Genomic DNA, 19,715 nt, shown 5'->3' on the forward strand with positions numbered 1-19,715 from the left:
ATTACTTCTTAGTTAAAGCAGGATGTTCCCAGTATTGATTAGCTATTTTAGGCAAGTTGTCATGTAATAAATTATCGTAATTAATTTTATCCAAAGTTTCACGGTTCAATTGAATCTTCATGACATTATCCTTTTTCTCGTTTCCGTATGCATCAACTAACGGGTATTTGTAGAAGAACGTAATTTCACTAATTCCTTTTTCATCCTTCAAATCCTTCAGAATAGATATAGTGTCCATCCACATACCTTTTCTAGTGTAGTTTTGCGTTGCACTTTCTTTCGCTTCAGCAGTAAGTAATACAATTTTATCATTAGGGTCATCTGTAGCAAGGTTGTCATTTATCTGGATTGATTCCACTTTATCCTTACCGAACTTTTTACTAGCTGCTTTATTCAATTTATCCTCTAAGCCTTTTGCTTTCTTAGCTTCTTCTTTTTCCTTCTTCTCTTGATCTTTCTTCGCCTTTTCAGCTTCTTTTTCTTGTTGCTCACGTTGCTTGTCAGCTGCCTTTTGTTCTTCCTTTTCCTTTTTTACACGTGCTTTTTCTTCAGCCTTCTGAGCTTTCTCAGCTTCTTTCTCTGCCTCTTTTTGTGCTTTCTCTTCAGCTTTAGAGTCAGTAGAAGTACTTGCTGTTTCGTTAGGTGAGCATGCGGCTAATCCAATAAGTAATACGCTACATGCTAATGCTGTTAAAAGTTTTTTGCTCATAAGTTTATCAATCCGTTCTTAATTATTTTTAATTATTAGTGTGCTTCTACACTTGAGACATTTTATCTTTTTACGTTTGAATAACATTGTGTTTTCCTTATTACAACCAGGGCATATCGCTGAGTATGGTACTTTGAAATTTTTATAACAAAAGAAACTGTATATGACGAAAACTACAGCATAAATAGGTGGTAATAATAGCGCTGAAATAACACTAGCAATTATTGAAATTATGAAAAATGGTTTCATCAACTTTCTAGCACCAGTATTTATTTTATTATCTTTAGATTGAAAAGTATTCACTTCATAAATTGTTGATTGAAGCGTAGGCTGTACTTGTGAATATTGTTGAGTTCCTGTGCTACTTTTCTTTTTATTATTTTTATTACTGAGTCTTTTCTCATATGATAATCCGGTTCCTGGAATTGACGAAGTGAATCTCGTTCCTGATGGGGCAACAGTTACACGAGCTCCTTTGCCACCTACGCTGACTCCTCCGCCTTTGTTACTCAAATTTATCTTTACACCAGGAGCGATTTTTACGCTTTTACGAAATTTAAACCCCATAATATAGCATCCTCTCTGTGCAAAATGTAAGATTTACATCAAGCATAACAAAAACAGTTACAACTATTTTGTCATATTTTGTCGAATGAAAATAAAAAAAGAGAGCCGAAGCTCCCTTTGGATAATATGGTAAAATTATGTAAAATTTTACCTCTAGCAAATGGAAATGATTTCTTTTATGATGAAATCAAATCAGAACGTATCTTGGTTATCTTTAATCATTCGAATAAACAACAATACCTGATTGCAAAAACGCTCTTTCTGAGCATTGTCTAACGCCCCATACGTTGACCTAGCTTCAGAAATGACTTGTTGTATTGGTTCATCCTCGAAATTGTTAGAGAAACCTACAAGGACGTCTAAAGAAACATTGAAAAAGGAGGCGATACTCGCTAAAGTTTGAATATCGGGTTGGAATCGACCGGTTTCCCAATTCTTAATTTGACTCTGACTTAAATTTAGAGTTTCAGCTAACTCTGCTTGTGTTAAATCACGCGACTTTCTTAATTGTTTTAAAGTTTGTCCAAAGATTATCATAGTGATTTAAGTATAAATATTGAACTATCATACTACTACAATAAGTTGTTTTATTAACTAAATGACAATTTTAGTTGTTTAACAACTAAAATATAGAATAAAAAATAGAACAAAAGTTCGTTTTTATGGTAATATATGTTCATGAGGTCTTTATTATGTCACATGCATAATTGCATATTTTATTTTTGTACAACTTGAAAAACGTTGATATGAAGCGTTTTTCAAACTTTCTCAATAATAATCAGATAACTCTACGACTGAATTTTGGGAAATTTGTGGTATTATGAAAACATTAAAATAAACGGACGTAAAAAAGACTCACAGCGTGTATAAGTAGTGTTAGCGCACTCTTACACCGCTTTCCCTACCTCAGCTAGGGAAAACACTTACTGCAAGTCTTACATAAATTATAACACATCTTTTGAATGTAGTGACGCGTTTTCCTTAAATGTTATTAATTGGGTATAACGTGTCTTTTGTTCCGAACGAAGGGGAGCAAATACTATGCATGATACTTTGGAAATTAGCAAAGAAGAAAAAGCGTTTTTGTTAAAACAGAAAAAAATTAAAACCTTAAACAAGTTGATCGTTAAGTTGGATACTGAATTAGCATCTCAAAAAATCACTTATACTAAATTATCGAAAGTTTGGGGAATTAGTGTTAGTGGGGTTTCAGACATATTTCGTGGTGAAAGAGAGATTAGTTTATGTTATCTTGCTAAAACGCTTGTCTTGTTATATGAAGATCATGGAACACGACGTAAAATGTTAGAAATGTATTTAGATGTCGCTAAACCTGAAAATTCTCGTGAGGCTATGGAATACCTAGCACTAAGGGGCGAATTTGATTTATTAAAGATTTTGGTAGATAGAGAAAAGAATGTGGATACAGAAGAAAATATTGAATGGGCATGCGTGTATGATTTGATATACCTTAAATCACAAGGGATAATTGAATTATCAAACTACCATGAAGAACTCGAGGAAATGAAAGAAGAAAATCAAAATCCAGAGATGCAAATATTAATTGGTATATTACTTTGTTATACATCTTATCAATTAGGTGATTATAGATTGTTAACAAAGCGTATGACTAAATTAGAGAAGAGAGTATCTAAAATCAAAAATAAGTTTATAAAAAAGTGTCACAACGTTCGTATTAAAGAAGGATTGGCATCTATCAAATTAACAAGCGACGAACTTCAGGAAGTAAGAGAGATTTGTAATAAGGTTCTGATTCTATGTGAGAATGAACCACATTTATTAATTAATAAAGCAAGAGCACTTTGGTTAAAAGCTGAGTCTTTTATATTTGATGACTATGATCGATCATTAATGTTTTTTAATGATGCGTTAGCGATATTAAATGATAATATCAATCCTGAAATCATTAAAAAGAGGAAAGCGATCATTAAAACAATTCAATTTTTGAAAATTTATCACAATCGTGATTTAGACACATTGGGAATTATGGAAGATGGAGAACGTGCTTTTTATGAAATAAGAATAGGTAATTTCGACCGAGCTGTTGAAATTTTAATGTCTATCGAAAATAAGAATGGTGAGTTATCTTCTTTTGAATTAGTGTACTTAGGAATGGCTAAAAACGATCGAGAAATCATTAAGCAGGGACTACGGAAATTCGAGGAAAAAAATTCGTTATTTTATGCTAGATTCGCCAAAAAAGAGTTGGGTCTCATTTGAAAAAATGGTATAATATACTTATGAGAGGTGAAGTCTAATGAAAAAGATTTTAGCTATTATCCCAGCGCTTGTAGTAGCAGGGGCACTAATTCTTAGTCCTGTTGCCGACAAAAATCAAAAACCTACAGCTGCACCAAAAGAGAATATTGTTTTATATTCTGAAGATCCTGGTGTTGGTTGGTAAGTAAATATATAAAGAGAAATGCGATCGTCTTGAAAAAGATGGTCGCATTTCGTGCGTTATAGAGATTTTCTGTTTTTGTTAAAAAAAACAAAAAGGGAAAGAATGTGAAAGATTCACAAACTACATAGATAAAAATGGGGGTTTTAGGGATGGAAAAAGAGAGCTTAGAAAACGTGGTAGTAACAGAGGTAACAGAATTCGAATCACAGTTATTAGAAGTTATGAAGTTAGCGCATGAAGGGGACAAAAATGCGTTAGAAATAATGTTAAAAATGAAACAGGCGATCGGTAGCTTCTAAAGCTATCAATCGCCTGTTATTTTCATTAAGTCTTTAAATAATTTCATAATCTCTTTTTGCTTTTCTGGGTCTTTTTCTCTAAATTGAGTTATTAGTTCTTCAAATTCATCTTGAGCACTTGTCATAGGGTTCTTCTCATCAGATTCCCCTAGCACATAAGCTACAGATACGTTTGCAAGTTTAGCTATATCTAAAGAAGTTTTTCTAGATGGGCATTTATCCATTTCTTCGTTTTCCCACATAGAAACTGCGGATTTACTTTTTAGTCCAAGTGCATTAATGAATTCAGATTGACTCATTTTTAGTATTTCAGTCCTGATTTCTTTAACCCTTTTACTAATTAATTGGTAATTCATTTGTTTTCTCCCCTTCATAACGTTCACATATACCATTATCTTTTGCGTTTTTACATTAAATATATACCTAATATATATTTAAAATGTAACAGAAAAGTTCACTCAAAGACAACCTTTTTAAGTTTTTTAAAGAAAATTAAATTTAAGGGTTCACAAATAGTGAACGTCATGTTATTATCAAATTAACGAAACGAACAAAGGTGATAAACATGAAATTAAATATAGAAAAAGCCAAAGCGTTACGCAAGAATCGCGGTTATAGTCAGGCTTATGTAGGCGATTATCTTGGTTACTCAACAAAATCCGCTTATTCACAACTTGAGTCTGGCAAGAGGCAACCGAGTATATACAGATTGGGTTTACTATCTAAATTGTATGATGTTACAGTTGACGAATTAGTAGAAGGTTAACGAAAAGTTAACTATTATTTTTTAACTAAACGTTCACGTTTCGTGAACATAAAGGAGGAAAGAAAATGAATCAATTACAAGTTTTCAATCATCAAGAATTCGGAGCATTAGAAGTTATTCAATTAAACGGTAAGGAAATGTTCAATCTTGAAAATGCAGCATGGTCACTTGGATATACGAAAGTAGCAAAAGGAAAAACGTACCTTCGAAAAGATCGTATCGAGAAAGTCATCCAAAAAGCTGATATATCAGTAGTTGTCCACGATGGACAACCGTATATTACCGAAGATGGATTGTATGAGTTGATTTTCGAATCAGAAACTCAAAAAGCAAAAGAATTTCGTAAATGGGTAACAAGTGAAGTGCTTCCTTCTATTAGAAAACACGGAGCATACATGACAGATCAAGTCCTGGAACAAGCGGTAACGAATCCAGACTTTGCAATCGGTCTTCTCACTAAATTAAAAGAAGAGAAAGAAAAGCTTGCAGCAGCACAACAACAAATTGTACAGCAACAACCGCTAGTAACATTCGCAGAAGCGTGTATGCAATCAGATCAAACTCTAAAAGTTGGCGAAGTTGCAAAACTAGCTATGAAGCAAGGTATCAAAATCGGACAGAAACGATTATTCGATAAGTTACGTGAGTGGGGCTTACTATTTAAAAACTCTACAGAACCTACTCAAAAAGGTTGCGAAAGAGAATTATTTGAGGTTGCACAAGGCGTCAAGAAAAAGCCAAATGGCGAAGCATTCACATGGACAACAACATACGTAACACCAAAAGGACAAGCCTACATCATAGACCGACTGAAGAAAGAACAAGAACAGAAGGCGGTGTAAACAATGGAAGAAAGCACATTCTCACATTTAATGATATTGGTGGCAGTCATTGGTCTTGCGGGATTCATCTACCTGATGGAACGCATAAACAAATGGATTATGAAGGATGAAATTGATGGATAGACAGCAGCGTGATAAAGATGAGAAAGCAAACATTATCAGGATGATTCGTGATTTACGAGCTAGAGGGATACATAACAGCGCAGATAAGGTTGAGGAAATGCATAAGGAGTTTATCACTCTAGCTAAATAGGACAAGCGTTGTGCTTGTCATCATGATCAGGAGCGGACACCTTTTCCCCTCCACCTCGTTTCTGGTCATGATGATGCGCACAGCATCATGAAAGGGGAATTGAAATGTCACCGTGTTTCGAACCAACATATTGCAACGATTTAGAAGGAAACAAGTACTTATGCAGATTTGAACATTATCAAGTGGATAGTCGTTTTGAAGGTGAACCGCCAGAACGGAAGGCTGACATCGTTGAGGTAATGCCAATCATAACTATCTATAAATGTTGGGGAAAAGGAATCAAAACAAAATAAAAAACCGCCTTACCCCTAAGACGGTTTGGAGAAACTTTGAAAAGCATGTACCTATATTATATCAAATATTTTCTCCATAAGTAAACAAGGAGTGGTGGTAAATGGTAGAAAATCCGATGTTAATTGGTAATCCTCACGATTCAACCGCAAAGGACTTCATGGACTATTGCAAAGGTTGTTCGGGTGAAATTTACTTCGGTGAAGGGTATCTGGATTGTAATGGTGATTTCATCCATGCAGAAGCCGATTGTATCAGAAAGTATGTAGAAGATCATTCAATTAAGAAAGTCGCAGGTGAGTGAGATAGAAGCGAATGTATTCATTTCAACGAAGGACATGACACATGAACAATGGCTTGCATCAAGAAAAGCTGGAATCGGTGGTTCTGATGCAGCAGCCATTGCAGGTTTAAATAAATGGCAATCACCAATTGGAGTTTATTACGACAAAATCAGCGAAGGTACCGACGATCAGTTACCTAGCGAAGCAGCTTACTTCGGAAATGTATTAGAGGAAATTGTAGCTGAAGAATTTAGTAAGCGAACTGGATTGAAAGTTAGAAAATGCAACGCAATTTTACAACATCCTGAATACCCTTGGATGCTCGCAAATGTGGACAGGCTCATCGTTGGTGAAGATTTAGGGCTTGAGTGTAAGACAGCATCAGAATACTTGAAAAAAGAATGGGAAGATGAAGAAATCCCAGCATCTTACCTTATCCAATGTCAACATTACATGGCTGTAACGGGTTATAAAGCTTGGTGGATTGCGGTTCTAATCGGAGGCAACAAATTTACATACAAGAAGATAGAACGCGATGAAGACATTATCCAGTACCTAATCGACATCGAAAAGGACTTCTGGTTAAACCACGTTGATAAAAAGATTCCACCAATGTTTGACGGTTCAGAAGCTTCAACTTCACTACTAAAGGAAATGTATCCTGATCCTATTGATGATAGCGAAATTGAATTAGGAAACGAGATTGAGTTATTAATAGAAGCTCGTGATCAAGCGGATAAAGAAATCAAAGTATTAGAGAAACAAAAAGCAGATTATGAGAACAAAATTAAAGCAAAACTTGGTTCAAATGAAGTTGGTAAAACAGAAAAGTACACAATTTTGTGGAAGACACACACTTCTAACAGACTTGATAACAATCGTTTGAAAGAAGAACAACCAGAATTGTACAAGCAGTACTTAAAACCATCTAAAAGCAGAAAATTTACAGTTAAACAGGGAGGAAATGAATAATGGCAACTAATCAAGATGTGAAAAATCAATTAGCAAAAAAGGCAAATGCACCATCAACAGAATCACAATCGTTTCAGGTTCAACTTTCGTCACAGTTCAAACATCAATTTAAAGCAATTCAATCTATTGTTCCAAAGCACGTGACACCAGAAAGACTAATCCGTGTGGGGATGAATGCAGTAAGTAGAAATCCTAAATTACTAGAATGCTCACCAGAATCTATTGTAGGCGCTGTAGTGAATTGCGGTGTCCTAGGTGTTGAACCTAACTTACTTGGCCATGCATATATCGTTCCATTCTTCAACGGACAGACAAAACGATTTGAAGCTCAGTTCCAATTAGGTTATAGAGGTCTTATTGATTTGGCCCGTCGTACTGGAGATATCACGAATGTATATGCACACGAAGTTTATGAAGGCGATGAATTTGATTATAGCTACGGCCTAAGTAAAGATTTAGTTCACATCCCTTGTGGCGAAGAAAACGAAAATAAAATCACTCACTTTTATGCGGTGTACAAATTAAAAGATGGCGCATTTGATTTCATTGTAATGTCTAAGGCTCAAGTTGAAAAACACCGAGATAAATTCACAAAATCGCAGAAGAATGGCTCGGTATTCGGACCATGGAAAGACCACTTTGTAGAGATGGCAAAGAAAACAGTACTTATCAAATTACTAAAGAATGCTCCAATTTCTATTGAACAAAAAGAAACGCAAAGCATCATGGAAGGTTTGAATAGAGATAACTCAGTAAGTCAAGTAAAAGAGGATCCAATGGGAATGGGTGATGCTTTTATCGATGCGGAGTACGCAGAAGTAGATGAAAGCTCAGAAATGAAAAAAGAGCAATCAGAAATCGTGTTTGAACAATGATTGAAAAGCAAAGCAAGGTGCTCCTGCCACAATGGGTGTGGCAGGAGGCAAATTCAACGGACGAAGTAAAACAAAACGTACTGAAATATATAAATCCAAGACGCTACCCAGGTTATAGGGTCCTGAAAGTATCGAAAGGATTTGCAATTTGCGAACGGGGTGAGGTCGATGTTTAAAGTACCTGTAAGACGTGGATCAATGAAAGAAATGATAAAAGCGGTTCGTGATTTAGAAGCAAGGGGTTATGACTATGTTACACCTATCAAACGGGTGTACAGAGCGGATAAAACTTATCACTACGAAGGGAAATTCAGAGGTAACAATAAGATTCGATTCGCAGGAATGGAAGACCTTGTAAGTTACGAATGTTGGATGAAGAAGGTGAACTAAGTGGCAACTTTTAGAGTAAGTAAAGACAAAAACTACACAACAATTAATAATACAGGGCTTCGGGATGAACGTTTAACTTGGAAGGCTAAAGGAATCCTAGCATATATCCTTTCACTCCCTGACGACTGGGTCTTTTATATGGAAGAAGTTGCAAAGCATTCAAAGGATGGTATAGCAAGCTTAAAAGCAGGAATGAAGGAGTTAAAGGAATGTGGTTATGTTAAAAGGTTTCCGATAAAAGGAGAAGACGGAAAAATTAACAGATGGGAAACAATTATATATGAGGTACCACAAGCAGAAAAACCACAAGTAGAAATCCTACCAGTGGAAAGTCTACCGATGGAAAACCTACTAGTAGAAAATCGACCGCTACTAAGTACTAATATACCAAGTACTAATAAACCAAATACTGATAAACAAAATAATACTATGTCCTCTTCTAACGAAGAAGACAATCAGTCGTCCATTCCTTATGAAGATATCGTTTCTTATCTAAATGAAAAAGCGGGTAAATCTTTTAAACATAAAACAGCGAAAACTAGATCGTTAATTAAAGCTAGATTTAAAGACGGTTTTACTATAGATGATTTTAAACGAGTTATTGATATAAAAGCAGCACAATGGCTTACCGATTCAAATATGAGTCAGTATTTACGACCAGAAACATTATTCGGAACTAAATTTGAAAGTTACTTAAACGAAAAAGGAGCGAAAAACAATGTCGGTAACAGCAATGCAACGGGTAGCAAAATCCCTGGATTTAAAGGTGAACTTCCATTCTGATAAATGCATGAAACATTCTTACGGAACTGGTGACAAAAAAGTTATTAAACCAATTCAAATGATTGAATTCAAAGGACAAGTTGTCTGCCCGCGATGTGTTGTTGAAGAAAACGACAGAGTGTTAAAAGAACAAGCGAACAATCATTACAAGAAAATCGATAGAGCTAAGAAGTTCAACATGCTTACAAAGCACAGCATCATTAGTAACGAGGAAATACTCGAAGCTACGCTTTCTAATTATAGAACTGAATGCAATGAGACTAGAGCGAATAAAAATCGTGTAGAGACCATTGTGGAGAGTCTAAAAGCAGGAGAGGTTAAAAACGTATTTATTGTAGGTGTACAGGGTGCAGGGAAAAGCCATTTAGCTTATTCAATCCTAAGGGAATTAAGAGAGCATTTCTATGAATTGTCGGACGGGGAAAAACACGGTGACTTATTACTCTACAAAAATATGAAAAGCGGCTTATTCGTAGAGATTGAGCAATTAATGCGACTTATCAAGGATTCCTTTAACAACAAAGATTCTAAGTATACGGAAGAGTATTGTGTGGAGTTACTGACAAGCGTGGACTTCCTGGTACTTGATGATTTAGGCGCAGAAAGCGGATCAATGAACAGAACGGACGAAGCAAGCAACTTTATCCAACGTGTATTGTATGCAGTGACGAATGGAAGACAAGGGAAAGTAACTATAACAACAACTAATTTATCAAGCGGTGACATATTCAAGAAATATGATAAGAAGCTAGGAAGTCGTATTTTAAATAAAGCTGAAGCGATTGTATTCAAGGAAACATCAGATAAACGCATTGAACATTTAGGATTCTAAGGGGGAATTAAGATGTGTGCATGTAACGGAACGGGAGTAATTCAGAATGACATCGGAACGGGTATGTATCAGTTTGGGTCATGTGTTTGCGAAGCAGGGAATCGCAGCCCAGAGGAAGTGGATAGAAAGCGTCATGCTGTTATGTCGAGACTAAAAGAAATTCATAAATTACAACTGGAGGGGAAATGGGATGGGGAAGTTCGAAACAGCAGAACAGCTTGAGAATTACACAATAGCACAACAAACAAAAAAGTATATGACAAAGAAACGACGCAATTTGTATATACCTCTTGAAAAGTATGATCTTTTATTCGATGAAAGCGAAGTGACTCGCGTAAAAGAATTATGGCGAGACAACAAAACTTTAGCGGAAATTGCCGAAACTTTGGGAAGACACGAATTAGAAATAGCGGTTCTTATTATGGATCAGGGCGATAAGAAAAGAATTAATAAACGTCAAATGGGGTTAGGGGCATGAAACAACTAACACTTGAGGATGTAGTAGGAACATTCGATTGCAAAGCAAAGAGCACGGCAGAGAGATTCCTTGCAAAACCTAGCGTCATAACGTACTCAGTTGAGTTTTACGATAAGGATGATAAATGGAAGCTTAGATGGTTTGAAGCGAAGTCAGAGAGCGAAGCCGTGGGAATGGCTAAAGATAAATACGGGCGTATCGAGATTATTAATACGTACATTTCAGATAGATCACTAAAAGAAATTATGGAGCTAGATTAGGAGGGAGAAAATGGAGAATAATTACCTTCCAGTTCCGACTTGGGAACAATATGAAATAGCTAAGGGGAACGGTATTAGTAAATGCAACGTAGACCAACGAATTATACGAGGGTGGAACATATTAAAAGCTATTACACGACCTGTGAATGAATCGTTTACGAAAAAGTATAAGAAAGAATTGGAGATAGCGGAGAAAAACGGGATTGGATATAAATTGTTTCGTCAACGAGTTCAGGATAAAGGATGGGAACCACTTGAGGCAGCAGTTGTACCGCGATTGACAAAGAGAGAAGCAGCGGAAATATCGTCAAGGGTAAGGAGGAAGGAACATGTCATATAATCCAGTACCTACTGAAAAAGATTATGAGATCGCTGCACGTAATGGAATATCAAGACCTAATGTTAATCAAAGAATAAACTCTTACGATTGGAGCATAGAACGGGCTATAACAGAACCAATTCAAGAGAAGAAAGGGAAAAAGAATAATAGATTTCTATTATTAATGGCTGAGCGGAACGGAATTAGTGCTTCTACTTATTACAGAAGGATTAGAGAAGATGGTATGACAGAAATAGAAGCAGCGACTAAATCTGAAGGGCATGAAGCATTTATAAAAATAGCATTAGAAAATGAAATCAGTGAAAATTGCTACCGAAAAAGGGTGCAAAGGGGCATACCGAAATACGAGGCAGCAACAAAGCCGAAGGACAAGCGTGGAAGTACGAAAAAGAAACAAATCAGCTAGGGAGGCAACATGGAGCAAGACGTTTTAATCAACAAATTAATCGATAATCACATATTCAAGCTACCGGATGGGCGCGATCTCTTTGAGGGAAGTTGCGAGGAACTGGCGGGGCTGTTGGAAAGGGATGGGGAGAATGAGGAAAGCGATTGAAGAGTATATCGAACAGTTACAGTTATCAGCAGTGGAAAACAGAAAAGAAGCGGACAAAGCTTATGAATCTGAAGATTTAGGACTTGCTGGTTTCTATAGAGGGAAATGGATTGCGAATGAAGGGACGGCAATTGCATTATCGACAATCTTGTCTAAATACAATAATCACGAAATGATTGAATTTCTAGGAAATGTATTTGCTAATTACACAACAGAAAAAGGAGAGAACGATATGAAAGATACACAGCATGGCACTTATGAAATTACTAAACTATTAGCAGAAGCGAAGGGAGAAAAGAAGTAATGGTTGTAACAAGTTGCAATTACACGTATTGGGAAGAAGCAATTAAGGAGTTTTATAAAAAGCAAGAGACAGAACGGGAGGTAAGTAATGAAAAAAGAAACTGCGGTGCAGGTGCAAAGTGAACTTCAAGTAGTCGAGAGCGAGATTCGTAAGATGGAATATCACTTGGTGGGATTGAATAACGAGAAGCGGAAGACGACGCTCTCTTTGGAAGTGTTGAAGAAACAGAAAGAGAAATTGAAAAGTTACTTATAAGGAGTGGGATGGAATGGAATTAACTAAATTATTCGAGGTACAAGCAGGGTTAAAACAACATATCGGATACAAAGGTGAAGATAAGTTTTCAAAAATGATGTTAGCAATGTTGGTTGAGTTTATGGAGTGTGCTAATGATTGGCGCGGTTTTAAATATTGGAGCGAAAACCAACAACCGAAGGATACATTATTAGAGGAATATGTGGACGGATTACATTTTGTGCTAGAGACAGGATTGGACCTAAAGGAAATGGGTTATGTACATGAACTGCCTAAATTGGTTAATCCGTATCGACGAGGGAACACGATAGAAAGACAGTTTCAACAGGTGTTATTCGGTACATTGCAGATACAAAGAGTTATGAAGGGTGGTATGTTTGGCGCGGTTGCTAAAGAATATATGAATTTATTTGAGGACTTTCTAGAATTGGGCAGGTTATTAGGATTTGAACCCGATCAAATACACGCTGCATACATGAAAAAGAATGAAGTGAACCACCAACGCCAGGATAACGGGTATTAAGACCAAATTTGAATTTTATTAAGAAATGGGGAATGGAAATGAAATTAAATGATATTAAAGAAGATAAATCACTTTGGGAGAAGATGAATGTTGAAGGTGTCGGTAAAGTCCTTTTGGTTGAAGAAAGTTATTACGATGGAATTGTAGAGTGCGTTGAAAAAGCACAAGAAAAAATAAATAAGTTTGAATCAGTTGAATTAGAAAAATGTTATTCATGTGAAGGAAAAGGCGTTGGTCTTGATTGGGGAGATATGGCCTTTTGGGAATGCGAAACTTGCGGTGGAACTGGTGAATTAGAAATTGAGAACTCTGAAAAAAACTAAACAAAAGCGTTATTGTATTGCAATTTGATTTTTTTAAGAAATGGGGTACAAGTGATGGTCAATCTAAAAGTACGTGATTTTTACCAGAGAAAAAACTATGAGAATATCGGGTATTTTCTAATTGGGATGTTTATGTGTACGTTCGTTTTACTTCCTATAGGATTTGCTATTAAATTGTTCGATAAGATTACTGGAAACTAAACAAAAGTATTATTTTTAGGAGAAGCAGGTGATGCAGTGGGATATACTTTTATATTTTTACTAGGCTGGATTATAGGCCTAATGACAGGCTTAGTGGAAAAAGTAGATAACAAAATAAAGGAGAATGGGAAAAATGAACAATCCTGAAGGTTTATCATTTGGTCAAATGTTAGATGAAATAAAAGAAGGGGATAAAGCAGAGTGCTTGGATTTTAGATATGATTCAATATGCTGTATTGATAATGAAGTATTGGTTTGGGAACTAAGTGAAGAAGTGGTTCGGTTAAATGGTGATTTCTTTAGAATGAAGTGGAAGATTTTAAAAGGTGCATCAGAATTATAAAAATGAGGTGAAGCAGTGGGACACGGATTAACGGGCTGGTTATCTCCAGATGGAATATTCCATCCCTGTGAGTATGGAGGACATATGCAACTAGCAGTCGAACAAGTGAGATCCAATGAAAAATTAAGAAAAGAACGAGCAAGAATTGGATTTGAACAAGGAACCGTAGTACATGAAGAAGAGGTACTAAAAGAGCTACTTTGGATACCGATGGGCATCCCGAAGTGGGGACCCCAACCAAATATGGATTATATATTTATATCCTACCTAGGTAGAACTGATAAGCAAGAAAAGTGGTTAAAAGAACATTATAGTGAATTATCATTAACACAACAAAAAATGGTAGACGATTATAATGAAGATTTATTATTCAATAAAAAGCATGGCATTGATTAGAAGGCTCTTAGCTTTTGAAATTACATAGAAATAAAAGAAGGAGAATCTTTAAATGACAACTACAGAATGGATAGTCTATGGAATAATTGCATATTTGCTAATCGGTGCCGCATTATGGATTTGGTCTGTATGTACAGATCGCTGGGGAGGGTTTCTCTTATATCCAGTGTTTGCTTTATTAATAATAGTTGGGTGGCTGCCATTAACAATAAGAAACGTAATTGAATTAATTTCAGAAAAACATAAGAAGTGGAAAGGAAGAAATTAAATGTATTTTATCTCCAAAGAAGAAGACTTAATTGGAAAAGAAATAGTTTTCACGCACATGGCACAGTTTGCTAGTGCTATTACGATTGTCACAAAGGATAAAGGAATCTTTGTAGTAAATCAGTGTTCTGATTGTGATGGTAGTGAAATTTGCATTTACAATGACTATAGAGCAAAAGATTACATATTAAAGTATGACTGGTTAAGAAAGACATTACATGAAAAAGGTATCATTTCTCAAGAAGAAATCCAAGAATATGAGGATCGCAAACGCTTAGAGCTACAAAAACAGCAAGAAGAGAGTAAAAAAAGACAAGAAGAGCAAGAAAGATTAACTTATGAACGATTGAAAGCAAAATTTGAAGGCTTAGGTTCTGACAAGGAAATCATTTAATTAAATTTGAATTTTGTAGTAAAAAACGATCTATGACAACTGAATAGTACGGTATATAGAATATTTTTGTTAGGTGATATATCATTGATTATAATGAAATATGGGAAGGTGATATATTTGAAAATTAATGACATTAAATTCGAGAATGCAGTTTGGACACCAGATTGCGCAGGGAAACAGGATTTAGATTTCCATGTACTTGGTGTAAGCACGAGATATTGGGCAGACCATACAGCAAGACCTCATATTTATTTAGGTGACAAAGTAATTGCGGAATTGCCGAAAGGTGAATATATCGAAGGTGAAAGTGAAGCTGAATGCAAATTAAAAGCTGAAGAGTGGATTAAAGAAAACCTTGCAAAGATTTTAGCAAATATAACTTTATAATTTCTGTTATACCGTACTGTTTAGTTAATGCAGCACGGTATTTTTTTGTACTAAATAATTGATTCAATGGAGGTGAATGGGAATATGAAACTATCACATAGAATTTTGCATCAGATCGCTAATGAGGTTTATTGCTATTTCGAAACAGATTGTGAAGTAACAGAAGTTCTATTATGTAGTGAACTGTTTGACAATATTTTCATAGACGGGGAAGTTGTAATCAATGAAGAACATAGACTGATCTTTAACATAAATAAGTTTACTAGTGAAAATGTTGAAGGTTATAGTGATGTAATTATCAATAGGTATGACGATATGGATTGTATGATTAGTTTTGAGGAAATGTAGAAAATCTTATTAGAAAGCGAAATGAAAAATTGTGAAAAGAATATAAAACTAAACAAAAGCGTTATTTTAATCGAAAAGGGGTGACAGTAATAAGCAGCTTATTCCGATATAAAGGTTACAAGATTACGTTATATCTAAAAGCCGGAGAGCCAATAGAGTTTCGTATTGATCTATCTGAATCTGATATTCGTCGTCTACACGATGACTTATCCATTGATATTCCACGTATAGGAGAACTCGCGAAAGAAAAATCAATTGATTTATTATTCCAAGCTTATGGTGGAGAAATAAAAGTTAATTCTAAAGATGTCTTATACGGAAAAATAAAAGAGTTAATTTAAACAAAAACGCTATTTTGTAGAAAAGGATGTGCAGTTTGAAATCTGAAGAAGTTAAACAGCTTATAACTGATTTAGAACGGAGAAAATCAGGTTTAAAACGAATCCAGAATGGCTTTTCAAGAGTTCATAGTGAGGAATATCGTGATGGTGTTAATAAACAATTAGGGATTTTGGACCAGATAATTATGAAATTGAATTGGATTATGAGAGATGAAAGTAATTAGTATAAAAATTTCATTTTGTAGGAAATGAGGGTGAAACATGGGGAAAGTTGAATTTAATCAAGATAGTTTCGGACAACAGTTAATTATCACAGGTTTAGCAAGATTAGTTGAGGAGGAAGGTTTAACGCCGCATGAAGCGTTTGATGTTTTAAGGCTCATTCAAAATAATACATTTCATGCGTTAGCTGATATACACAAGGAATATAAAAGAGCAGCTAGCAAAAGCTAACTGCTCACCCAAGGAAAACGGAGAAAGATAACCATGTGTCTACAGTATTGACGGAATATTGAGTTTTATTCAGGGGAGGAATAGAAATGGATAAGTATGATTTATATAGGAAATTAGATGAACATATAAAATTAGTGGTTAATAAATCAGGAGCAACGGAAGAAGAAATCATTAAGCAATGGTTGGAATCAATTGAAGAAACAAATGAACAGATTGAAAAAATGTAGGGGGTAGAGGGAAATGAAAGTAAAAGATATGGTTTTAAACCAATTCGAAAAAGAAGGGATATATGAAATCACCACTTCTGATGAAGATGAAGGATTAGTGAAATATAAGTGTACAGTTAAAGCGATTGACTCTACATCTATATTTGCAACGTTTTTTGAAATGGATGGTGAAAAATGTGATTTTGCAGCATGGGTTAACTGGAGAGAAATAGTTACTTTAGAAAAGATTCAAACAAAATAATCCTTTTAATAGAAAGTGAGACAAATATGTTAGCCGATAACAAGATTTATAAACATTTATTTTCATTATTTATAGCGCTTAATGTGGGATTGTCAATTATAGCAGCAATACAGCAGAAATGGTGGAGTGTAGTTGAAGGATTAGGAAGTGCGACTTTTTTAATAGCTATTGTATTAGTGGTAAGGGATGGACAGGTAAAAAAGTGGGCAGCGATATTATTCACGGTGACAGCTCTTGGAAATGGATTAGAAGTTGCTAATCAGTTTCTATTACAAGATTACGCGGGCTCACTTTGGGATATAGTGTCAATCGTACTATGCGTTTATTGGATGAGAAAGTATTACGTTGAGGAATAGAAAGCGAGGTTAAAAGAATGGAAGGAAACGTAAAGCTATTGGGCGCAGACGGAATGTGTGGAATGGAGTTTACGGGGAGTAAGGTCAATGTTTACAACGATGAAGGATACGTAATGGAGAGTATGACAACAAAGGAGCATGTTCAGGAAGTTATTGATTTTCTTGAAGAGTGCAAAGAAAAAATGGAATAGGAAGTGAGGATATTAGTTGATTAGGAAAAGAAAACAGCAGAAACGAAAGAAAGCAACGAAACCCAAGATTAGAAGTAAAGAAGTTATATATGATGGTATAACTTTCGATAGTAAAACAGAATGTGACTATTATAAGTATCTAAAAACAAGGGGTGACGTCTTGAAAATAGATGTTCATCCCAAATATGAACTAATCCCAACATTCACGATTAAAAGCAGTATAACGAAGTCAGGTAAGTCGAAAAAGTCAGCTATGAAGTTTACACCAGACTTTAAAGTAACGTACTCAGACGGGCGTGTGGAGATTGTGGACGTGAAAGGAAGTAAGAAGGCTATTAATGAAGCATTCCCGATACGTAAGAAGTTGTGGGAGTACTTAAATAAACAGGAGTTAATCGTTGTGATATGGGACAAGGAGTTAGGTGAATGGACAAGATCATAAAGGGGTGAGTGTCATAAAAAGGTACGAAGGTACACGAGAATATATGTTGTTTCGAAAAGAACCAGGGTTTGGAGATAATCAGTACGTTACGATATCCGATGTATTTAAGTATCAGGAGTTAATAGACCATTTTAATGATGGATGGAGAATTCATGATGAAGATAAGAAGGTAGCAGCTATAAAGAAAAGAGTTTCAGCTTAATGGATAGTGGAACCATGACTAACAGTGTGGTGGGGGCTGTATTGTAGTCATCGTTCCCTTATTCAACAAAGAGTTAGTAAAATTTCACGTACCTAATGTGAATGTAAAAACCAAAATTCGAAATAGGGGGATTCCAGATGGAGCAATTAGCATTATTTCCAGAAATAACGAACGAGGAGTACAAACAGATACAGAAGATAGTTGCAAAAGAGTTATTCAATTATAAGGCTCTAGAAGTCCGTATGAAGAATCAAGAGGAATGTATTAATGAAAGTATCCAACTGTTTCCCGAAATACGTGATACAAGGAAGTTTAATGATTATAAGTACAAACAGATCAAGAGAGCATTAGAACATTCGTTAGATATTGAACAGAGGGACATTATAGAGCGTAAATACCTTAAGAATACAGGTTGGGTAAGTGATAAGAATGTTAAGGCGCAGATGATGTTGCAGAATGATTGGTTTTACTTTCAAAAGAAAAATGCAATTATGGCAATTGCTACTGCATTACGGATTATATAGAAGAGAGGAAGATGATTATGAACAAATATACAGCGACACTGTTAATGAATTTAGGTGTATTGTCCTTAGCGGGATACATTTTCACTTTAACGAATAGTTGGTGGTCATTAGTTATATTATTTTGCTTGATGAAGACTTCAAAAGAAGAAAAAACGTCGATAAATAGCCGATAAAGTAGTGAGAAAGAGGAGGATATCTAGATGTTGGAATCGCCGTATCATTATCTTACAAGCTCGTTAATGAGCTTTGGACAGCCCTTTGACAACCGCATATCGAAGAGGATTAGTACACCTATTAGTGAAACGTTCTTATGCGAGAATGTCACGGTAACGTATACCGCATAGTAGGGCGGGCAAGGCGGTAAGAACCCGCGTTAAGACGAAAAGACCAATGAATGTATAACAATGACATATTCCAGTGTGGCGGGTGTGAGATAACTCGCATTCGTCATGCTGTTTCTAATTTGTATCAATCGATCAGTACAGAATCCACCTTCTGTATTGAATATTGATATAAAATTCAATATTCCTGTTATGTTGATTTCTAAGAATGGGGATGGTTTTCATGATTGAATGAATGCCGTTCTAAAAATCTAAAACAGTATACGTGATCTCGTACATTAGTAATTACTCACGATTCTTATTAATGACCAAAACGAGGGCAAAGAGTTCCACTCTTTGTTTGAGGTAGTACAACGGAATGGCCACTTCCGTCTAATGCATGTGCTACTTCAAACAAGGCGTCGGAAGAAACATATACGTCTTGATAAAAATTAAAAAACCTTTATAAGATCACGTTAATATTTCATCTGTCACGGGAAGAAATATAACAAGCTCCACGGAGCATAAACGAGAAGATTCTTATTCTTCTCCAAGCCACCGAACGTAAAGCGCGTAGCTAATAAGAGCTAAAAAATTACATGATGCGGTGGCTTGGAGAAGGTTGAGAGTACTCAGCCTTAAATTGATTCATTTCGAAATTCCCCTTTCGTGAATGTTTCTCCCATCCCCTTGAAAGAAAGCTGTCACTTCGGTGATGGCTTTTTATTTTGTATAATGAAATGGGGAGGGATTTG

General features: G+C 35.5%; 44 protein-coding genes and 1 pseudogene. 41 read left to right on the plus strand and 4 right to left on the minus strand.

Going from position 1 to position 19,715, the window contains the following annotated elements; translation table 11 throughout:
- Position 1: 1 nt before the first annotated feature.
- The 3 genes from ABH961_RS28510 to ABH961_RS28520 form a co-directional block, all read right to left on the minus strand.
- Positions 2-709: a hypothetical protein gene (locus tag ABH961_RS28510; protein ID WP_404520520.1), complete on the minus strand. Its 708-nt coding sequence runs from the start codon at positions 707-709 to the stop codon at positions 2-4.
- Positions 710-727: 18 nt separating this feature from the next.
- Positions 728-1,276: a DUF4236 domain-containing protein gene (locus tag ABH961_RS28515; protein ID WP_404520522.1), complete on the minus strand. Its 549-nt coding sequence runs from the start codon at positions 1,274-1,276 to the stop codon at positions 728-730.
- A gap of 192 nt (positions 1,277-1,468) precedes the next feature.
- On the minus strand, positions 1,469-1,813 hold the full coding sequence (locus ABH961_RS28520) for a helix-turn-helix domain-containing protein (RefSeq protein ID WP_098642051.1): 345 nt from the start codon (positions 1,811-1,813) through the stop codon (positions 1,469-1,471).
- Between the two features lie 504 nt (positions 1,814-2,317).
- Here ABH961_RS28520 and ABH961_RS28525 point away from each other — a divergent pair.
- From ABH961_RS28525 to ABH961_RS28535, 3 genes are all read left to right on the plus strand, one after another.
- On the plus strand, positions 2,318-3,517 hold the full coding sequence (locus ABH961_RS28525; protein ID WP_097994662.1) for an AimR family lysis-lysogeny pheromone receptor: 1,200 nt from the start codon (positions 2,318-2,320) through the stop codon (positions 3,515-3,517).
- A 37-nt stretch (positions 3,518-3,554) separates the two neighbouring features.
- Entirely contained in the window at positions 3,555-3,701 is a 147-nt protein-coding gene (locus ABH961_RS28530) for a hypothetical protein (RefSeq protein WP_170955612.1), read from the plus strand.
- 149 nt (positions 3,702-3,850) lie between these two features.
- Positions 3,851-4,000: a hypothetical protein gene (locus tag ABH961_RS28535; protein ID WP_170955611.1), complete on the plus strand. Its 150-nt coding sequence runs from the start codon at positions 3,851-3,853 to the stop codon at positions 3,998-4,000.
- A gap of 5 nt (positions 4,001-4,005) precedes the next feature.
- Here the strand turns inward: ABH961_RS28535 and ABH961_RS28540 are convergent, their stop codons facing one another.
- Positions 4,006-4,356: a helix-turn-helix domain-containing protein gene (locus ABH961_RS28540; protein ID WP_064056977.1), complete on the minus strand. Its 351-nt coding sequence runs from the start codon at positions 4,354-4,356 to the stop codon at positions 4,006-4,008.
- A gap of 209 nt (positions 4,357-4,565) precedes the next feature.
- Between ABH961_RS28540 and ABH961_RS28545 the strand changes: the two genes are divergently transcribed.
- From ABH961_RS28545 to ABH961_RS28730, 38 genes and pseudogenes are all read left to right on the plus strand, one after another.
- Positions 4,566-4,766 (plus strand): helix-turn-helix domain-containing protein, encoded by a 201-nt coding sequence (locus ABH961_RS28545; protein WP_064056976.1) that lies wholly within the window; start codon positions 4,566-4,568, stop codon positions 4,764-4,766.
- A gap of 65 nt (positions 4,767-4,831) precedes the next feature.
- Positions 4,832-5,608: a phage antirepressor gene (locus ABH961_RS28550; RefSeq protein ID WP_098642049.1), complete on the plus strand. Its 777-nt coding sequence runs from the start codon at positions 4,832-4,834 to the stop codon at positions 5,606-5,608.
- Positions 5,609-5,723: 115 nt separating this feature from the next.
- The gene (locus ABH961_RS28555) at positions 5,724-5,861 is read left to right on the plus strand and encodes a hypothetical protein (protein WP_404520525.1); all 138 of its coding nucleotides are present in this window, start codon (positions 5,724-5,726) and stop codon (positions 5,859-5,861) included.
- A 104-nt stretch (positions 5,862-5,965) separates the two neighbouring features.
- Positions 5,966-6,154 carry a hypothetical protein gene (locus ABH961_RS28560; protein WP_404520526.1) on the plus strand — a complete coding sequence of 63 codons (189 nt, stop codon included), beginning with the start codon at positions 5,966-5,968 and terminating at the stop codon, positions 6,152-6,154.
- 101 nt (positions 6,155-6,255) lie between these two features.
- Positions 6,256-6,456 carry a hypothetical protein gene (locus ABH961_RS28565; RefSeq protein WP_098378231.1) on the plus strand — a complete coding sequence of 67 codons (201 nt, stop codon included), beginning with the start codon at positions 6,256-6,258 and terminating at the stop codon, positions 6,454-6,456.
- Position 6,457: 1 nt separating this feature from the next.
- Entirely contained in the window at positions 6,458-7,408 is a 951-nt protein-coding gene (locus tag ABH961_RS28570) for a YqaJ viral recombinase family nuclease (protein WP_404520572.1), read from the plus strand.
- Positions 7,408-8,283 carry a recombinase RecT gene (locus ABH961_RS28575; protein WP_404520528.1) on the plus strand — a complete coding sequence of 292 codons (876 nt, stop codon included), beginning with the start codon at positions 7,408-7,410 and terminating at the stop codon, positions 8,281-8,283. The genes ABH961_RS28570 and ABH961_RS28575 overlap by 1 nt, the downstream gene beginning before the upstream one ends.
- Before the next feature lie 168 nt (positions 8,284-8,451).
- Positions 8,452-8,673, plus strand: a complete 222-nt coding sequence (locus ABH961_RS28580) for a hypothetical protein (RefSeq protein ID WP_098642044.1) — start codon at positions 8,452-8,454, stop codon at positions 8,671-8,673.
- Entirely contained in the window at positions 8,674-9,456 is a 783-nt protein-coding gene (locus ABH961_RS28585; RefSeq protein WP_404520530.1) for a conserved phage C-terminal domain-containing protein, read from the plus strand.
- Positions 9,407-10,288 carry an NB-ARC domain-containing protein gene (locus ABH961_RS28590; protein WP_404520574.1) on the plus strand — a complete coding sequence of 294 codons (882 nt, stop codon included), beginning with the start codon at positions 9,407-9,409 and terminating at the stop codon, positions 10,286-10,288. The genes ABH961_RS28585 and ABH961_RS28590 overlap by 50 nt, the downstream gene beginning before the upstream one ends.
- A gap of 12 nt (positions 10,289-10,300) precedes the next feature.
- A complete protein-coding gene (locus ABH961_RS28595; RefSeq protein ID WP_404520532.1) occupies positions 10,301-10,510 on the plus strand; it encodes a hypothetical protein in 210 nt (69 codons plus the stop codon).
- Positions 10,479-10,766 (plus strand): helix-turn-helix domain-containing protein, encoded by a 288-nt coding sequence (locus ABH961_RS28600; protein ID WP_404520533.1) that lies wholly within the window; start codon positions 10,479-10,481, stop codon positions 10,764-10,766. The genes ABH961_RS28595 and ABH961_RS28600 overlap by 32 nt, the downstream gene beginning before the upstream one ends.
- On the plus strand, positions 10,763-11,026 hold the full coding sequence (locus tag ABH961_RS28605; RefSeq protein WP_404520535.1) for a hypothetical protein: 264 nt from the start codon (positions 10,763-10,765) through the stop codon (positions 11,024-11,026). Before ABH961_RS28600 ends, ABH961_RS28605 begins: the two co-directional genes overlap by 4 nt.
- 10 nt (positions 11,027-11,036) lie before the next feature.
- The gene (locus tag ABH961_RS28610) at positions 11,037-11,366 is read left to right on the plus strand and encodes a hypothetical protein (RefSeq protein WP_404520536.1); all 330 of its coding nucleotides are present in this window, start codon (positions 11,037-11,039) and stop codon (positions 11,364-11,366) included.
- A complete protein-coding gene (locus tag ABH961_RS28615; RefSeq protein WP_404520538.1) occupies positions 11,356-11,772 on the plus strand; it encodes a hypothetical protein in 417 nt (138 codons plus the stop codon). The genes ABH961_RS28610 and ABH961_RS28615 overlap by 11 nt, the downstream gene beginning before the upstream one ends.
- A gap of 9 nt (positions 11,773-11,781) precedes the next feature.
- Entirely contained in the window at positions 11,782-11,922 is a 141-nt protein-coding gene (locus ABH961_RS28620) for a Fur-regulated basic protein FbpA (RefSeq protein ID WP_404520540.1), read from the plus strand.
- Positions 11,906-12,094: pseudogene (locus tag ABH961_RS28625) on the plus strand (hypothetical protein); the annotation flags it as partial. The gene ABH961_RS28620 and the pseudogene ABH961_RS28625, both read left to right, overlap by 17 nt.
- Before the next feature lie 131 nt (positions 12,095-12,225).
- Entirely contained in the window at positions 12,226-12,348 is a 123-nt protein-coding gene (locus ABH961_RS28630; RefSeq protein ID WP_404520541.1) for a hypothetical protein, read from the plus strand.
- Entirely contained in the window at positions 12,314-12,481 is a 168-nt protein-coding gene (locus tag ABH961_RS28635; protein WP_179864961.1) for a hypothetical protein, read from the plus strand. The genes ABH961_RS28630 and ABH961_RS28635 overlap by 35 nt, the downstream gene beginning before the upstream one ends.
- 13 nt (positions 12,482-12,494) lie before the next feature.
- Positions 12,495-13,004, plus strand: a complete 510-nt coding sequence (locus ABH961_RS28640; RefSeq protein ID WP_404520543.1) for a dUTP diphosphatase — start codon at positions 12,495-12,497, stop codon at positions 13,002-13,004.
- A gap of 38 nt (positions 13,005-13,042) precedes the next feature.
- On the plus strand, positions 13,043-13,327 hold the full coding sequence (locus ABH961_RS28645; RefSeq protein WP_404520544.1) for a hypothetical protein: 285 nt from the start codon (positions 13,043-13,045) through the stop codon (positions 13,325-13,327).
- A 334-nt stretch (positions 13,328-13,661) separates the two neighbouring features.
- Positions 13,662-13,871: a hypothetical protein gene (locus tag ABH961_RS28650; protein ID WP_072190986.1), complete on the plus strand. Its 210-nt coding sequence runs from the start codon at positions 13,662-13,664 to the stop codon at positions 13,869-13,871.
- Between the two features lie 15 nt (positions 13,872-13,886).
- A complete protein-coding gene (locus ABH961_RS28655) occupies positions 13,887-14,267 on the plus strand; it encodes a hypothetical protein (RefSeq protein ID WP_404520546.1) in 381 nt (126 codons plus the stop codon).
- A 52-nt stretch (positions 14,268-14,319) separates the two neighbouring features.
- Positions 14,320-14,535 (plus strand): hypothetical protein, encoded by a 216-nt coding sequence (locus ABH961_RS28660; protein WP_016084731.1) that lies wholly within the window; start codon positions 14,320-14,322, stop codon positions 14,533-14,535.
- Positions 14,536-14,928: a hypothetical protein gene (locus ABH961_RS28665; protein ID WP_404520548.1), complete on the plus strand. Its 393-nt coding sequence runs from the start codon at positions 14,536-14,538 to the stop codon at positions 14,926-14,928.
- 117 nt (positions 14,929-15,045) lie between these two features.
- A complete protein-coding gene (locus tag ABH961_RS28670) occupies positions 15,046-15,315 on the plus strand; it encodes a hypothetical protein (protein WP_404520550.1) in 270 nt (89 codons plus the stop codon).
- A 428-nt stretch (positions 15,316-15,743) separates the two neighbouring features.
- On the plus strand, positions 15,744-16,004 hold the full coding sequence (locus ABH961_RS28675; RefSeq protein ID WP_404520552.1) for a hypothetical protein: 261 nt from the start codon (positions 15,744-15,746) through the stop codon (positions 16,002-16,004).
- A 26-nt stretch (positions 16,005-16,030) separates the two neighbouring features.
- Positions 16,031-16,228: a hypothetical protein gene (locus ABH961_RS28680; protein WP_404520554.1), complete on the plus strand. Its 198-nt coding sequence runs from the start codon at positions 16,031-16,033 to the stop codon at positions 16,226-16,228.
- A 37-nt stretch (positions 16,229-16,265) separates the two neighbouring features.
- The gene (locus ABH961_RS28685) at positions 16,266-16,457 is read left to right on the plus strand and encodes a hypothetical protein (RefSeq protein WP_404520556.1); all 192 of its coding nucleotides are present in this window, start codon (positions 16,266-16,268) and stop codon (positions 16,455-16,457) included.
- Positions 16,458-16,543: 86 nt separating this feature from the next.
- On the plus strand, positions 16,544-16,684 hold the full coding sequence (locus tag ABH961_RS28690) for a hypothetical protein (protein WP_404520558.1): 141 nt from the start codon (positions 16,544-16,546) through the stop codon (positions 16,682-16,684).
- Positions 16,685-16,697: 13 nt separating this feature from the next.
- Positions 16,698-16,925 carry a hypothetical protein gene (locus ABH961_RS28695; RefSeq protein ID WP_404520559.1) on the plus strand — a complete coding sequence of 76 codons (228 nt, stop codon included), beginning with the start codon at positions 16,698-16,700 and terminating at the stop codon, positions 16,923-16,925.
- 26 nt (positions 16,926-16,951) lie between these two features.
- Positions 16,952-17,281 carry a permease gene (locus ABH961_RS28700; RefSeq protein ID WP_404520561.1) on the plus strand — a complete coding sequence of 110 codons (330 nt, stop codon included), beginning with the start codon at positions 16,952-16,954 and terminating at the stop codon, positions 17,279-17,281.
- 17 nt (positions 17,282-17,298) lie between these two features.
- Positions 17,299-17,472 (plus strand): hypothetical protein, encoded by a 174-nt coding sequence (locus ABH961_RS28705; protein WP_404520563.1) that lies wholly within the window; start codon positions 17,299-17,301, stop codon positions 17,470-17,472.
- A gap of 16 nt (positions 17,473-17,488) precedes the next feature.
- On the plus strand, positions 17,489-17,914 hold the full coding sequence (locus ABH961_RS28710; RefSeq protein ID WP_404520565.1) for a DUF1064 domain-containing protein: 426 nt from the start codon (positions 17,489-17,491) through the stop codon (positions 17,912-17,914).
- 46 nt (positions 17,915-17,960) lie between these two features.
- Positions 17,961-18,116 (plus strand): hypothetical protein, encoded by a 156-nt coding sequence (locus ABH961_RS28715; RefSeq protein ID WP_170958574.1) that lies wholly within the window; start codon positions 17,961-17,963, stop codon positions 18,114-18,116.
- A 137-nt stretch (positions 18,117-18,253) separates the two neighbouring features.
- On the plus strand, positions 18,254-18,640 hold the full coding sequence (locus ABH961_RS28720) for an ArpU family phage packaging/lysis transcriptional regulator (protein WP_404520567.1): 387 nt from the start codon (positions 18,254-18,256) through the stop codon (positions 18,638-18,640).
- Positions 18,641-18,657: 17 nt separating this feature from the next.
- Complete coding sequence (locus ABH961_RS28725; RefSeq protein WP_154696890.1) at positions 18,658-18,813, plus strand: hypothetical protein; 156 nt, start codon at positions 18,658-18,660, stop codon at positions 18,811-18,813.
- A 27-nt stretch (positions 18,814-18,840) separates the two neighbouring features.
- Positions 18,841-18,984, plus strand: coding sequence for a hypothetical protein (locus ABH961_RS28730; RefSeq protein WP_404520569.1), 144 nt, complete (start codon positions 18,841-18,843; stop codon positions 18,982-18,984).
- Positions 18,985-19,715 lie beyond the last annotated feature (731 nt).

This window comes from Bacillus sp. RC251 (assembly GCF_044908765.1).
GTDB lineage: Bacteria > Bacillota > Bacilli > Bacillales > Bacillaceae_G > Bacillus_A > Bacillus_A wiedmannii.